Genomic DNA, 12,838 nt, shown 5'->3' with positions numbered 1-12,838 from the left:
GGCCTGGCGCAGGCGGACGCGGGCGGAGAGAGGCACATATTTTTTTGCGCCGCACCGCGCCTTCTTTTGCTCCCGCGCTCTGGCGCAAGCGGGGCGATCCGGACTAGCATCGTGCCTCGTCCGCTGCGCCCCGTTCTCACGAATGGTGCGTGCCCGGATTGGTGTGCGCGGGCGCGCGAACGGCCCGGCACCAACATCGCCGCTCGGGAATATTTGCGCTGCGTCATTTTCGGCAAAGGCGCGCATACTCTCCTTTGGAATCGTTGCGAACTGCCAACGATTGAGATACCTGATCGTTCGATTTTCGGAGGAGGCCCATGGCCGACAGCCCGCTGCGTATCGAGCGCCCGCTCTCTCCCCATCTACAGATCTACCGACCGCTCTTCACGATGATGATGTCCATCGTGCACCGCATCACCGGTTGTGCGCTGTATTTTGGCACCGTCCTGCTGGTCTGGTGGCTTCTCGCCGCGGCCGGCTCCCCCGATGCCTATGGCACCTTCGCCGCCGTGGCCGGCTCCTGGATCGGGCGGCTCGTGCTGCTCGGCTTCACCTGGGCGCTGATTCACCACGCGCTCGGCGGCGTGCGCCACTTCATGTGGGATTTCATCATCGGCTTCGGCCCGAAGGAGCGCGTGCTGCTCGCCAAGGCGACGCTCGCGGGCTCCATCGTCCTCACCCTGGTGGTGTGGGCGATCGGACTTGCGGTCAAGGGCTGAGGAGACAGCATCATGCACAGTCCCAAGGCGCATTCCCCCATGCGCACGCCGCTCGGCCGCGTGCGCGGGCTTGGCTCCGCCCGCTCCGGCACGGACCATTTCTTCGTCCAGCGGGTCACCGGCCTCGCCAATCTGATTTTGGCGATCGCCTTCATCTGCATCGTGATCTCGCTCGCGGGCGAGAGCTACGCCACCGTGCGCGCCGCCCTCGGCAGCCCGGTGATCGCGGTCATCATCCTGCTGACCCTGCTTTCGGTGACCACCCACATGCGCATCGGCATGCAGGTGGTGATCGAGGATTATGTCCATAACGAAGGCGCGAAGGTGCTCTGCATCATCGCCAACACCTTCTTCACGGTTGCGGTCGGCCTTGCCGGTGCGTTCGCCGTGCTCAAGATCAGCCTGGGAGGCTGACATGGCCGAAACCAACGGAACCAACGGCTCAGCCGCCCCCGGCATCAACGGCGCGGCCTATCCCATCACCGACCACACCTATGACGTGATCGTCGTGGGCGCCGGCGGCGCCGGCCTGCGGGCGGTCGTCGGCTGCTCCGAGGCGGGGCTGCGCACCGCCTGCATCACCAAGGTGTTCCCCACCCGCTCCCACACCGTGGCGGCCCAGGGCGGCGTCGCCGCCTCGCTCTCCAACATGGGCGAGGACCGCTGGGAATGGCACATGTACGACACCGTCAAGGGGTCGGACTGGCTGGGCGACCAGGACGCCATCGAATATCTGGTGCGCAACGCGCCGGCCGCCGTCTATGAGCTGGAGCATTGGGGCGTGCCCTTCTCCCGCACCGAGGACGGCAAGATCTACCAGCGCCCGTTCGGCGGCATGACCACGCATTTCGGCAAGGGCACTGCCCAGCGCACCTGCGCCGCCGCCGACCGCACCGGCCACGCCATGCTGCACACGCTCTATGGCGCGGCGCTGAAGCACAAGGCAGAATTCTTCATCGAATTCTTCGCCATCGACCTGATCATGGACGAGGACGGCCGCTGCTGCGGCGTGATCGCCCTGAAGCTCGATGACGGCACCATCCACCGGTTCCGCGGCCACACCACGGTGCTCGCCACCGGCGGCTATGGCCGCGCCTATTTCTCCGCCACCTCCGCCCACACCTGCACCGGCGACGGCAACGCCATGGTGCTGCGCGCCGGCCTGCCGCTGCAGGACATGGAATTCGTGCAGTTCCATCCGACCGGCATCTACGGTTCGGGCTGCCTGATCACCGAGGGCGCGCGCGGCGAAGGCGGCTATCTCACCAATTCCGAGGGCGAGCGCTTCATGGAGCGCTATGCCCCCTCGGCGAAGGACCTGGCCTCGCGCGACGTGGTGTCCCGCTCCATCACCATGGAGATCCGCGAGGGACGTGGCGTCGGCAAGAACAAGGACCACGCCTTCCTGCATCTCGACCATCTCGACCCGGCGATCCTCCACGAGCGCCTGCCCGGCATTTCGGAAAGCGCCAAGATCTTCGCCGGCGTGGACCTGACGCGCGAGCCGATCCCGATCATTCCGACCGTGCACTACAACATGGGCGGCATTCCCACGAACTATCATGGCGAAGTGCTCAACAAGGCCAATGGCGACCCGGACACCGTGGTGCCGGGCCTGATGGCCATCGGCGAAGCGGCCTGCGTCTCCGTGCACGGCGCCAACCGCCTGGGCTCCAACTCGCTGATCGACCTCGTGGTGTTCGGCCGCGCCGCCGCCCTGCGCGCGGCGGAAACCGTGCGCCCCGGCGAGAAGCAGCGCGAGCTGCCGGCCAACAGCGCCGACCTCGCGCTCTCCCGCCTCGATCATTTCCGCAACGCCAAGGGCTCCACGGCCACCGCCGAACTGCGCGGCCGCATGCAGCGGGTGATGCAGAACAATTGCGCGGTGTTCCGCACCGGCGAGATTCTCGCCGAAGGCAGCAAGCTGATCCACGACGTGTTCAACGCGACGTCGGACATCGGCGTGACCGACCGGTCGCTGGTGTGGAATTCGGATCTGGTGGAAACCCTGGAATACGACAACCTGATCTCCCAGGCGGTCGTGACCATGGAAAGCGCCGCCAACCGCCAGGAAAGCCGCGGCGCCCATGCGCGCGAGGATTTCCCGGATCGCGACGACCACAATTGGATGAAGCACACCCTCGCCTATCTCGACACGGCGAGCGGCCAGGTGCGCCTGGACGACCGTCCGGTGCACACCTACACGCTGTCGAACGACATCCAGTATATCGAGCCGAAGAAGCGGGTTTACTGAGGGGCGCCCGCGCCCCTCATCGCGAGGTTCCGGACGGGCGGCGCAGCCGCTCTCGTGAAGCAGGATGACCCATGGTTGAGCTCAGCCTTCCAAAGAATTCGCAGATCACCAAGGGCAAGGTGTGGCCGAAGCCCGCCAGCGCGAAGAAGGTCACGGAATTCCACATCTATCGCTGGAACCCGGACGACGGACGCAACCCGCGCCTCGACACGTTTTATGTCGATCGCGAGGATTGCGGCCCCATGGTCCTCGACGGCCTGATCTATATCAAGAACAAGATCGACCCGACGCTGACCTTCCGCCGCTCCTGCCGCGAGGGCGTGTGCGGCTCGTGCGCCATGAATATCGGCGGCACCAATACCCTCGCCTGCACCAAGGGCATGGATGAGGTGCTGGTGAAGGGCGTGGTGAAGGTCTATCCGCTGCCGCACATGGAAGTGGTGAAGGACCTCGTTCCCGATCTCACCCGCTTCTACGCGCAGCATGCCTCCATCGAGCCCTGGCTGCAGACCGACACCGCCGCGCCGGAGAAAGAATGGCGCCAGTCCAAGGACGATCGCGAGCGGCTGGACGGACTCTATGAGTGCATCCTGTGCGCCTGCTGCTCCACCTCCTGCCCGAGCTATTGGTGGAACGGCGACCGCTATCTCGGCCCGGCGGCCCTGCTCCAGGCCCATCGCTGGCTCTCCGACAGCCGCGACGAGCGCACCGGCTCGCGCCTGGACAATCTGGAAGATCCCTTCCGCCTGTATCGCTGCCACACCATCATGAACTGCGCCCAGGCCTGCCCCAAGGGGCTGAACCCGGCCAAGGCGATCGCCGAAATCAAGAAGATGATGGTGGAACGCCAGATCTGATTCTGGTCCTGGCGCAGGTTAAAGGGGCGCGATGGCGCTTTCGTTGCGCCGAAACACGGGCTGGCGGGATGCGGCGGACGAAGGCTGAAGCCGCGCCGCACTCCGGCATCCGAGCCGCCGCCGACAGTCCATGGGTTCAATAAAAAACGCGCGGTGCGAGCCGCGCGTTTTTTTGTCTGGTGCTGCCGGACGGGGCACAGGGCCTGCCCGGCGGCAGGGCTCAAGCGCCCGGCTCACGCGGGATGGCTCCCCGAGGCAACCGAAGCGGCTCAATCCTTCTTGGGCTCAATCCTTCTTGGGCGCCTTCGCGGCCGGGGCGCGCTTGGAGGCCGCAGCCTTCGGAGCGGCAGCTTTGGGAGCGGCAGCCTTGGGAGCGGCAGCCTTGGGAGCGGCAGCCTTGGGAGTGGCGGCCTTCGCAGGGGCCGCCTTCTTGGCGACGGCGGGCTTCGCGGGCGACGGCGCGGTGACGGGGGCCGGCTCGGCCGTCACGACGGGAGCAACCGGGGGCACCGCCGCAACCTTGGACGCGGGCTTGGATGCGGGCTTGGCCTTGGGAGCAGCAGCCTTAGCAGCGCTGGCCTTGGGAGCGGCGGCCTTGGCCGCCGGGGCTTTCGCCGCCGGCACCTTGGCGCCATTGACCTTCGCAAGCGCGGCGGTCTTCGGCGCGGCGGGCTTGCGAGCCGCGGGTTTGGGCGCAGCCGATTCGGGCGCGGCGGCTTCGGGGGCGGCTGCCTTCGCCTTGGAGGCCTTCGGAGTCGTGGTCTTGGGGGTCTCGGTTTTGGGGGTCGCGGCCTTGCCCTTGGCGAGCGGGGGCTTGGAAAGCGGGGCCTTGGCGGGCGTCACCGGAGCGGGCGCGGTCTGCGCTTCAACAACCGGGGCCTCGGCGGCCGGCGCGGCAGCAGCGGCAGGCTTCGTCGCCTTTGCCTTCGCCGCCGGAGCCTTTGCGGGCGCTTTGGTGGCTGCAGCCTTGGTGGAGACCGCCTTGGCTGAAGGCTTGGCCGAGGATGCGGGCGTTTCCGCCGGAGCCGCCTTCGCCGGGCTCGCCTTCACCGGGCTCACCTTGGCAGCAGCGGTTTTGGCGGGGGCGGTTTTGGCCGGCTTCGCCGCGACGGGCACGGCTGCGACGGGCTTGGAGTCCGCAGGCTTGGAGGGTGCGCCCTTGGTGGATGCGCCCTTGGCCTTGGATGCCGGCGCGTTGGATGCCGGCGCCTTGGGGGCAGCGGGGGCCTCCTTGGCCGCGCTCTTGGCGGGCGCGGCGGTCGTGGTCGCGCTCTTTGCGGGCTTCGCCTTGGCAGGCACTTCTTTCGCAACCGCCGGCTTGGCGGCGGCAGCGGGCTTGCCGGTGCGCGCCTTGGCGGGAGACGGCGTGGTTGAGGCGGGCGCGGATTTCGCGGCCGGGGCCTTGGGGGCAGCGGCGGGTTTGGCCGCCTTCTTGTCCGGGGTCTGCGTCAGCACGGATGCGGCCAGCGCCTTGATCTCCTCGGAGGTCACGCTCGCGGGATCGCGCAGGGCCCTGGCAGCGATCTTGCTCACTTCCGCGCCCGTCACTTCGCTCTTCGCCATTTCAGCCTCCGAATCAGCCGGCAGGCCCGGACACTCACAGAATCGTGCTCCTTCCGGCCTAAGCGATGCATCGCTGGTGTTTCCTTCGATTTGGTTAACGCCGCCGCTCGCGCCCGCAGAAACCAGGCATTTCCGGGCTTTGCGCGTGCGCATCGGGGCCGTCACCGGCCTGTCGAAGAACCTATCTAAGGTTGTGGGACCTGCGATTCGGGGTGGGGAGGGGCCCGGACGTGTTGCACGGAGAATAAGAATGGCCCTGGCGCCGAAACCTTCGATCCTGTTCGTCTGCCGCGACAATGCCGGCCTCAGCCTGCTGGCCGAGGCGATCTCGAACCACACCCAGCCGCATTTGCGGGCCTTCAGTGCCGGCCTGTCGCCGCACGCCAGCGTGGACATGGCGGCGGTGGAATGCCTGCATGCGGAAGGCGTGCCGGCGGACGGCCTGTCCTGCAAGCCGCTGGAGGTCTTCACCTTGCCCGGCGCGCCGCATATCGACGCGGTGATCTCGCTTATTCCCGGCGCCCATGCCCGCGTCGCGCGCAGCGCACTGCGGCCGCAGCACTCCCTTCACCATCGCTGGCAGATGGAGGATGTCTCGCAGCTCGGCGACATGCACGAGCGCCGGCTCGCCTATCGTCGCCTTCTGCCGCAGCTGAGGGCCGCCATCGGCGCGCTCGGCGCCGGCACCCTCGCGGCGGCCGCCTGAACCCAGGCGACCGCTCAAGGGGTCTTGGGACGATGGCGTCAGGACCGGGGCGTCAGGATGGCGCCGTCAGGCGGCGATCTGGCCGCCCAGCTCGTCCTCGATATGGATGCGGATGATCTCGTCGAACGAGGATTCCGCCTTGAAGCCGAGGGAGAGCGCCCGCGCGGGATCGAAATTGCGCGGCCATCCCGCGACGATCTGCTCGATCACCGGATCCGGCACGCGGCGGATGAGCGATGCCGCCCGATCGCCGGCCACCCGGCGCAGCGCGGCGATCTGCTCGCCCACCGTCACCGAAAGGCCGGGCATGGTCAGGCTGCGGCGCGCGCCCAGCGGCGCGGTGTCGAGCGTTGCGGCATGCAGCAGGAAGCCCACGGCGGAGCGCGGCGAGGCGTGCCAATGCCGCACCTCCTCCGACACCGGCAAGATCGCTTCCTGCCCGGACAGCGGCTCGCGGATGATGCCGGAGAAGAAGCCCGAGGCCGCCTTGTTGGGCTTGCCCGGCCGCACGCAAATGGTGGGCAGGCGGATGCCGACGCCGTCGAAAAAGCCGCGCCGCGAATAATCCGCCAGCAGCAGCTCGCCCATGGCCTTCTGCGTGCCGTAGGAGGTGAGCGGGGTGAGGAAGAAATCGTCGGCGATGGCTTCCGGGAACGGGGCGCCGAACACCGCGATGGACGAGGTGAAGACCAGGCGCGGCGTATAGCTTTCGATCGCGCGCACCGCCTCGAACAAGGCGCGGCTGCCGTCGAAATTGATGCGATAGCCCTTCTCGAAATCCGCTTCCGCCTCGCCCGAGACGATGGCGGCGAGATGGAAGATCACGTCCGGCCGCTCGGCCACCAGGGCCGCCGCCTCGCCGGGCACGGCGAGATCGCCCACCCGCGCCTCGATGGGGAACGGCGCGGAAATGGGGGTGGGGGCGACCACGTCCTGGGCGGTCACATGGCTGATGGGCGTGCCGCCGAGCGCGCCGTCGCGCGCGAGGCGCTCGATGAGCTTGCGCCCGACCATGCCGGCGCCACCAATTACCAGAATACGCATGATGAAACTCCTGAAGCTGCGCCCGCCGTGCGGGCGGACCGCCGGCCTAAAGCGCCCAGCCGCCGTCGATAATGTGGATCTGCCCGGTGGTGAAGGCGCTTTCGTCGCTGGCGAGATAGAGCGCCAGCGCACCGATCTCTTCCGCCGTGCCGAGCCGGCCCATGGGCTGGCGGCCGACGAAATCCGCCCGCACATCCTCGAGGCTGCGCCCGGTGGCGGCGGAGACGGCGGCGATGCGCTCGTTCAGCGAAGGCGACTGGATGGTGCCGGGGCAGATGGCATTGGCGCGAATGCCGCGCGTGATGAAGTCCGCCGCGATCGACTTGGTCAGCCCGATCACCGCCGCCTTGGTGGCGCCATAGGCATAGCGATTCGGCACGCCGCGAATGGAGGATGCGGCGGAAGAAATATTGATCACCGAGCCGCCGCCATTGGCCAGCATGCCCGGCAGGAACGCCTTGAGCGTGCGATGCATCGACTTCACGTTGAGGTCGAAGGAGAAATCCCAGTCCTTTTCGCTGGTTTCCAGAATCGAGCCCTGGTGCACATAGCCGGCGCAATTGGCGAGCACGTCGATGGGGCCGACCTCGGCCGCGAGCGTGTCCACGTCCGACGTGCTCAGCACGTTCAGCGTGCGATGCTCGCCGCGAAAATCGGCAACCTTCGCGGCATCGAGATCGGTGGCGATCACGCGCGCGCCCTCGCAGGCGAAGGCCTCGGCGATCGCCCGCCCGATGCCCTGCCCCGCCGCCGTCACGAGGCAGGTCTTGCCGTCCAAACGTCCACTCATGGCATTTCCTCTTGGCTTGATTCTTGGTTTGACCCTCGGCCGATCCTTTTGGACCCGGCGCGCACGCGCGGGGTCAGAGGCCGGCGCGAATATCCTCCAGCCGGCGTTTCTGCTGCCCGTCGGGGCCAAAATTCTCAGGCGCCAGCCACGCCTCGAAGGCCGCCTTGGCGCGCGGCCAATCCTCAGCCAGCATGGCGAACCAGGCGGTATCGCGGCTGCGGCCCTTGACGATCATGTGCTGGCGGAAGATGCCCTCGAACGTGAAGCCGAACCGCAGCGCCGCCCGGCGCGAGGGCGCATTCAGCGCGTCGCATTTCCATTCGTAGCGGCGATAGCCGAGATCCTCGAACACGTGGCGCGCCATGAGATACATGGCCTCGCTCGCCTTGGGGGAGCGCTGGAGCGTGCGGGTGAACAGCACGTTGCCCACCTCGATCGCCCGGTGCGCGGGCTCGATGCGCATGTAGGAGGCATGGCCGATGGCCTTGCCGGTCGCGGCGTCGAGAATGGCGAACAGCAGGGGATCGTCCCGCTGCGCCGATGCCTCATAGGCAGCACGGAACGCCAGCGGGTCGGGCTGAAGCTCCGATATCAGATAGGTCCATAGCGCCGCATCGCCCACGCCGTGGGAGGCGGCATAGAGGGCATCCGCATGGGCGGCCGGATCGAACGGCACCACATGGACGAGGTGGCCGAGAAGCGGCACCCGGGCCGGGCGGGCCGCCGGGCCGCCTTCCATGATCGCGCCGAGGGGCTGGCCCTCGGCGATACCGGTCTCTGTCATAGCGGACGCCTCGTGAGGTGGGACGCCGAGTGGGGGCGCCAGGTGGGGCGCTAGGTGGGGCGCCTAGTGATTATCGCGCGGAACGCCCATGGTCTGGGCGACCCGTTGATATTTCACCGCCGGCTTCAACACCATGCCCTCGTCGAACTGGGCCACCATGCTGCGCTGGATTTCCTGCCAGGGGGTCTGGCTCGCGGGAATCGGGAAGCCGCCCTTGGCCTCCAGCTCTGCGCGACGCTCGGCAAGCTCGGCATCCGGCAGCAGGATGTCCGCCGTGCCCTTGTTGAGGTCGATGCGCACCCGGTCGCCGGTGCGCAGGATCGACAGCCCGCCGCCCGCCGCCGCTTCCGGGCTGGCATTGAGGATGGAGGGCGAGCCCGAGGTCCCGGACTGGCGCCCGTCGCCGATGCAGGGCAAGGCCGAGACGCCCTTCTTGATGAGGGCAGCCGGCGGCTGCATGTTCACCACTTCCGCGCCGCCCGGATAGCCCAGCGGGCCCGTGCCGCGGATGAACAGCAAGGTGTGCTCGTCGATTCCGAGCGTGGGGTCGTCGATGCGGTGGTGGTAATCCTCCGGCCCCTCGAACACCACGGCCGGCCCCTCGAACGCCTCGGGATCGTCATTGTTGGAGAGGAAGCGGGCGCGGAACTCGTCCGAGATCACGCTGGTCTTCATGATCGCATTGTCGAACAGATTGCCGCGCAGCACGATGAATCCGGCATCCTCCTTCAGCGGCGCGTCATAGGCATAGATCACGCTGCGGTCCCAGGAGAACTTGCCCTTGCAATTCTCGCCCATGGTGCGCCCGTTCACGGTGAGCGCGCCTTCGTGGATCTTGCCCTTGGCGATCAGTTCCGCCACCACGGCGGGGATGCCGCCCGCGCGGTGGAATTCCTCGCCCAGAAACTCGCCCGCCGGCTGCATGTTCACCAGCAGCGGAATCTTGTGGCCGACGCTCTGCCAATCGTCCACGTCCAGCTTCACGCCCACATGGCGCGCGATGGCGTTGAGGTGGATCGGCGCATTGGTGGAGCCGCCGATGGCGGAATTGACGCGAATGGCGTTCTCGAACGCCTCGCGGGTGAGGATGGCGGAGGGGCGCAGATCCTCCCACACCATGTCCACGATGCGCTTGCCAGTCTCATAGGCGATCTGCCCGCGCTCGCGGTACGGCGCGGGAATGGCGGCGCAGCCGGGCAGCGACATGCCGAGCGCCTCGGCGAGCCCGTTCATGGTGGAGGCGGTGCCCATGGTGTTGCAATGGCCGACCGACGGCGCCGAGGAGGCGACGATGTCCATGAAGGTGTCGTAGTCGATCTCGCCGGTCGCATGCTGGGCGCGGGCCTTCCACACCACGGTGCCGGAACCGGTGCGCTCGCCGTTCCACCAGCCGTTCAGCATCGGCCCGCCGGACAGGACGATGGCGGGAATATCCACGGTCGCCGCCGCCATGATGCAGGCCGGCGTGGTCTTGTCGCAGCCGGTGGTGAGCACCACGCCATCCAGCGGATAGCCGTAGAGAATCTCAACCAGGCCGAGATAGGCGAGGTTGCGGTCCAGCGCGGCGGTGGGCCGCTTGCCGGTTTCCTGGATCGGATGAACCGGGAATTCGAACGGAATGCCGCCCATGGCGGCGATGCCCTCGCGCACCCGCTTGGCCAGCTCGATATGGTGGCGATTGCAGGGGGAGAGATCGGAACCGGTCTGGGCGATGCCGATGATCGGCTTGCCGGATTGAAGCTCGGCGCGGGTGAGGCCGAAATTGAGATAGCGCTCCAGATAAAGCGCCGTCATGCCGGGATTGTCGGGATTGTCGAACCACAATTGGGACCGCAGCTTGCGACCATGCAACTCGGGTTGATCTCCCGACCTTGTTTCGTTTCCCGACATCGACGTCTCCCGTCCCTCCGGCGCGGCACGGACCGCCGGCCGGAATTTCAAACGATTTGATTTTTCGATATATGCGCCCCCTCTCTCTCGAAATCAACGCAGTTTGGAGAGGTTCCGATGCTCCCGGCGCGCGCTTCTGCGCGGCCGGACCGGGCGCGTCACACCTCCGCCCATTGGCGCAGGAGGTTGTGATAGACGCCGGTGAGCTGCACCGCCGAGGGATGGCCGGGATGATCCTGGTTCAGGCGGATGATTGCCATGTCCATGTCGAACAGCAGCGCGCGATGGCCGACATCGCGGATCAGGCTTTGCGTCCAGAAGAACGAGCCCATGCGCGAGCCGCGGGTGATGGGCGTGACATGATGCAGGGAGGTCGCGGGATAGATGATGGCGTCGCCCGCCGGCAGCTTCACCTCATGGGCGCCATAGGTATCCTCCACCACCAGCTCGCCGCCGTCATATTCGTCCGGATCGGAGAGGAAGAGCGTGGTGGAAACGTCCGTCCGCATGGCCATGCCGGTGCCACGGACCGCGCGGATGGCATTGTCCACATGGGAGCCGAAGGTCATGCCCGCATCATAGCGGTTGAACATGGGCGGCATGATCTGCTTGGGCAGGACCGCCGACATGAACAAAGGCGAACGCTCCAGCGCCGCCTGCACCATGGCGCCCAGCTCAGCCGCCTCGCGGCTGGCGTCCGGCAATTGCAGATTGCGCTTCACCGCGCTCGACTGGAAGCCGGCGGTGGCGCGTCCGTCTGCCCACGCGGCTTCGCCCATCACCGCCCGGCACCGGGCCACCTGGTCGGGCGAAAGAACATTGGGAATGTGGATCATCATGGCCGGCATCCTCGAGCGGCGGCAATAAAAGACCCGCACCGCCGGAGGTCACCGGGCGGTGCGGGTGTCGCGAAGGCGAGACCTGAGGTCAGAAGGTCGCCCGCGCCGTGAGTGCCGCATAGCGGCCGGCGGCCGGCACCGCGTGGCCGCCATAATATTGCGCGTAATACAGCTCGTCGGTGATGTTGTAGACGTTCAGCTGGAGCTGGAAGTTCTTGGTGAACTGGTAGCTCGCCATGGCATCGAAGGCCCAATAGGACGGCACATAGACCGTATTTGTGGTATTCGCGAAGGTGTCGTCATTATAGGTCGCGCCGCCACCCACAATGAATTGCGGCGTGATGTTGTAGCTGGTCCACATGGAGAAGGAGTTCGGCGGCGTGTTGGGCAGCTGCTTGCCCACCTGCGTCTGGTTCGCCAGTGAGCCAGGGCCGACGCTGAGGATCTCGGACTGGAGATAAGTGTAGCTCGCGGTGAGGTTCCACTTGTCGGTGATCGCCCCGCCGGCACTGAGCGAGAAGCCCTGCACTTCCTGTTCGCCGCCGAGCACCGTGGGCGGGAGGGCGGAGGTGGGATCGGTGGGCACGCGCGTGTTGGTCTTCATGGTCTGGAAGGCCGAGGCCGTGAGGATCACCCGGCCGTCGAGAACCTGTGCCTTCACGCCGGCTTCCAGCGTCGTGTTGGTTTCCGGCGCGAGGGTGACCGTGCCCGAGTCGAGCACGCCATATTCCGAGGAGGGATTGGAGGACGTGCCATAGGTCAAATAGATGTTTACGGTCTCGACTGGGCTGAAGATGGCGCCGACGCGATAGTTGAACATGCTCTCCGAATTCTGCAGGGCCGAGGGGCCGGTGGCGGTGATCGCGTCATATTCGGTGTTGGCATTGTCCCATCGGCCGGTGGCCATGACCTGCCAATATTTATTGATCTTGATCTGATCGCCGGCATAGAGGGCGACGTTGGTCATGTCGGTGTTGTTGCTGGTGGGCGTAAAGCTCGTGTAGCCGCCCACACCGCCGGTCGCCGAAATATCACTCGGGAAGGCAAGGCTGGTGCGGCAGGCAACAACCGACTGACTGCACAAATTATACCGGACCTGCGAGCGCGTCTCATGCGCGATCTCAAGACCGGCGTTCAACGTATGCTCGAACGTCCCGGTGTTAAACTTGGCCACCATGTCGGTGATATTGGTGAGATTGGTGTTGTCGGTCGTGGTCTGGAACCTCTGCCGACCGATGGTCATGAGAGAAACCGGATAATTATAATATTGCGCGGGCAAGGGGCTCGCGAACGCCATATTGGTCGCCGTGCCAAGGGTGCGGGGCGCCGTCACCCGCGCCATGCGATCGTTCGAGGTGTAGCGCGTGCCGTTGCTCAGCGTGACCCAATCGT

12 protein-coding genes (1 of these 12 only partly in view) are annotated in these 12,838 nt (G+C 66.7%); 5 read left to right on the top strand and 7 right to left on the bottom strand.

Going from position 1 to position 12,838, the window contains the following annotated elements; all coding sequences use genetic code 11:
• Positions 1-317 precede the first annotated feature (317 nt).
• From sdhC to V5F78_RS00740, 4 genes are all read left to right on the top strand, one after another.
• Positions 318-719 (top strand): succinate dehydrogenase, cytochrome b556 subunit, encoded by a 402-nt coding sequence (gene sdhC, locus V5F78_RS00755; RefSeq protein WP_394068550.1) that lies wholly within the window; start codon positions 318-320, stop codon positions 717-719.
• A gap of 12 nt (positions 720-731) precedes the next feature.
• On the top strand, positions 732-1,133 hold the full coding sequence (sdhD, locus tag V5F78_RS00750; protein WP_394068548.1) for a succinate dehydrogenase, hydrophobic membrane anchor protein: 402 nt from the start codon (positions 732-734) through the stop codon (positions 1,131-1,133).
• A 1-nt stretch (position 1,134) separates the two neighbouring features.
• Positions 1,135-2,973, top strand: coding sequence for a succinate dehydrogenase flavoprotein subunit (gene sdhA / locus V5F78_RS00745; protein ID WP_394068546.1), 1,839 nt, complete (start codon positions 1,135-1,137; stop codon positions 2,971-2,973).
• A 71-nt stretch (positions 2,974-3,044) separates the two neighbouring features.
• The gene (locus V5F78_RS00740) at positions 3,045-3,830 is read left to right on the top strand and encodes a succinate dehydrogenase iron-sulfur subunit (RefSeq protein WP_394041763.1); all 786 of its coding nucleotides are present in this window, start codon (positions 3,045-3,047) and stop codon (positions 3,828-3,830) included.
• Positions 3,831-4,115: 285 nt separating this feature from the next.
• Here the strand turns inward: V5F78_RS00740 and V5F78_RS00735 are convergent, their stop codons facing one another.
• Positions 4,116-5,393 (bottom strand): hypothetical protein, encoded by a 1,278-nt coding sequence (locus V5F78_RS00735; protein WP_394068545.1) that lies wholly within the window; start codon positions 5,391-5,393, stop codon positions 4,116-4,118.
• Positions 5,394-5,643: 250 nt separating this feature from the next.
• On the opposite strand from V5F78_RS00735, the gene V5F78_RS00730 reads away from it, so the two are divergent.
• A complete protein-coding gene (locus V5F78_RS00730; protein WP_394068543.1) occupies positions 5,644-6,099 on the top strand; it encodes an arsenate-mycothiol transferase ArsC in 456 nt (151 codons plus the stop codon).
• A gap of 66 nt (positions 6,100-6,165) precedes the next feature.
• Here V5F78_RS00730 and denD read toward each other — a convergent pair whose 3' ends face one another.
• The 6 genes from denD to V5F78_RS00700 form a co-directional block, all read right to left on the bottom strand.
• Positions 6,166-7,143, bottom strand: a complete 978-nt coding sequence (gene denD, locus V5F78_RS00725; protein WP_394068542.1) for a D-erythronate dehydrogenase — start codon at positions 7,141-7,143, stop codon at positions 6,166-6,168.
• Positions 7,144-7,189: 46 nt separating this feature from the next.
• Positions 7,190-7,933: an SDR family oxidoreductase gene (locus V5F78_RS00720; RefSeq protein ID WP_394068541.1), complete on the bottom strand. Its 744-nt coding sequence runs from the start codon at positions 7,931-7,933 to the stop codon at positions 7,190-7,192.
• 73 nt (positions 7,934-8,006) lie between these two features.
• Positions 8,007-8,717 (bottom strand): GNAT family N-acetyltransferase, encoded by a 711-nt coding sequence (locus tag V5F78_RS00715; RefSeq protein WP_394068539.1) that lies wholly within the window; start codon positions 8,715-8,717, stop codon positions 8,007-8,009.
• 63 nt (positions 8,718-8,780) lie between these two features.
• On the bottom strand, positions 8,781-10,607 hold the full coding sequence (locus V5F78_RS00710; RefSeq protein ID WP_394068537.1) for an IlvD/Edd family dehydratase: 1,827 nt from the start codon (positions 10,605-10,607) through the stop codon (positions 8,781-8,783).
• Positions 10,608-10,765: 158 nt separating this feature from the next.
• The gene (locus tag V5F78_RS00705) at positions 10,766-11,446 is read right to left on the bottom strand and encodes a Fe2+-dependent dioxygenase (protein ID WP_394068535.1); all 681 of its coding nucleotides are present in this window, start codon (positions 11,444-11,446) and stop codon (positions 10,766-10,768) included.
• A gap of 88 nt (positions 11,447-11,534) precedes the next feature.
• A protein-coding gene (locus V5F78_RS00700) for a TonB-dependent receptor (protein ID WP_394068533.1) crosses the window boundary here: on the bottom strand, positions 11,535-12,838 show its 3' portion. It continues 958 nt past the right edge of the window; only the last 1,304 of its 2,262 coding nucleotides appear in the window; its start codon lies beyond the right edge, outside the window; it ends in the stop codon at positions 11,535-11,537.

This window comes from Roseixanthobacter glucoisosaccharinicivorans (assembly GCF_043195095.2).
Lineage (GTDB): Bacteria > Pseudomonadota > Alphaproteobacteria > Rhizobiales > Xanthobacteraceae > NCEH01.
This window is presented reverse-complemented; position numbering and strand designations above follow the sequence as displayed.

Bases quoted from the DNA above. Each gene is read 5' to 3' on its own strand.
- sdhC (WP_394068550.1), top strand. From the start codon at position 318: ATGGCCGACAGCCCGCTGCGTATCGAGCGCCCGCTCTCTCCCCATCTA.
- V5F78_RS00715 (WP_394068539.1), bottom strand. From the start codon at position 8,717: ATGACAGAGACCGGTATCGCCGAGGGCCAGCCCCTCGGCGCGATCATG.
- V5F78_RS00740 (WP_394041763.1), top strand. From the start codon at position 3,045: ATGGTTGAGCTCAGCCTTCCAAAGAATTCGCAGATCACCAAGGGCAAG.
- V5F78_RS00735 (WP_394068545.1), bottom strand. From the start codon at position 5,393: ATGGCGAAGAGCGAAGTGACGGGCGCGGAAGTGAGCAAGATCGCTGCC.
- denD (WP_394068542.1), bottom strand. From the start codon at position 7,143: ATGCGTATTCTGGTAATTGGTGGCGCCGGCATGGTCGGGCGCAAGCTC.
- V5F78_RS00720 (WP_394068541.1), bottom strand. From the start codon at position 7,933: ATGAGTGGACGTTTGGACGGCAAGACCTGCCTCGTGACGGCGGCGGGG.
- sdhA (WP_394068546.1), top strand. From the start codon at position 1,135: ATGGCCGAAACCAACGGAACCAACGGCTCAGCCGCCCCCGGCATCAAC.
- V5F78_RS00710 (WP_394068537.1), bottom strand. From the start codon at position 10,607: ATGTCGGGAAACGAAACAAGGTCGGGAGATCAACCCGAGTTGCATGGT.
- V5F78_RS00730 (WP_394068543.1), top strand. From the start codon at position 5,644: ATGGCCCTGGCGCCGAAACCTTCGATCCTGTTCGTCTGCCGCGACAAT.
- sdhD (WP_394068548.1), top strand. From the start codon at position 732: ATGCACAGTCCCAAGGCGCATTCCCCCATGCGCACGCCGCTCGGCCGC.
- V5F78_RS00705 (WP_394068535.1), bottom strand. From the start codon at position 11,446: ATGATGATCCACATTCCCAATGTTCTTTCGCCCGACCAGGTGGCCCGG.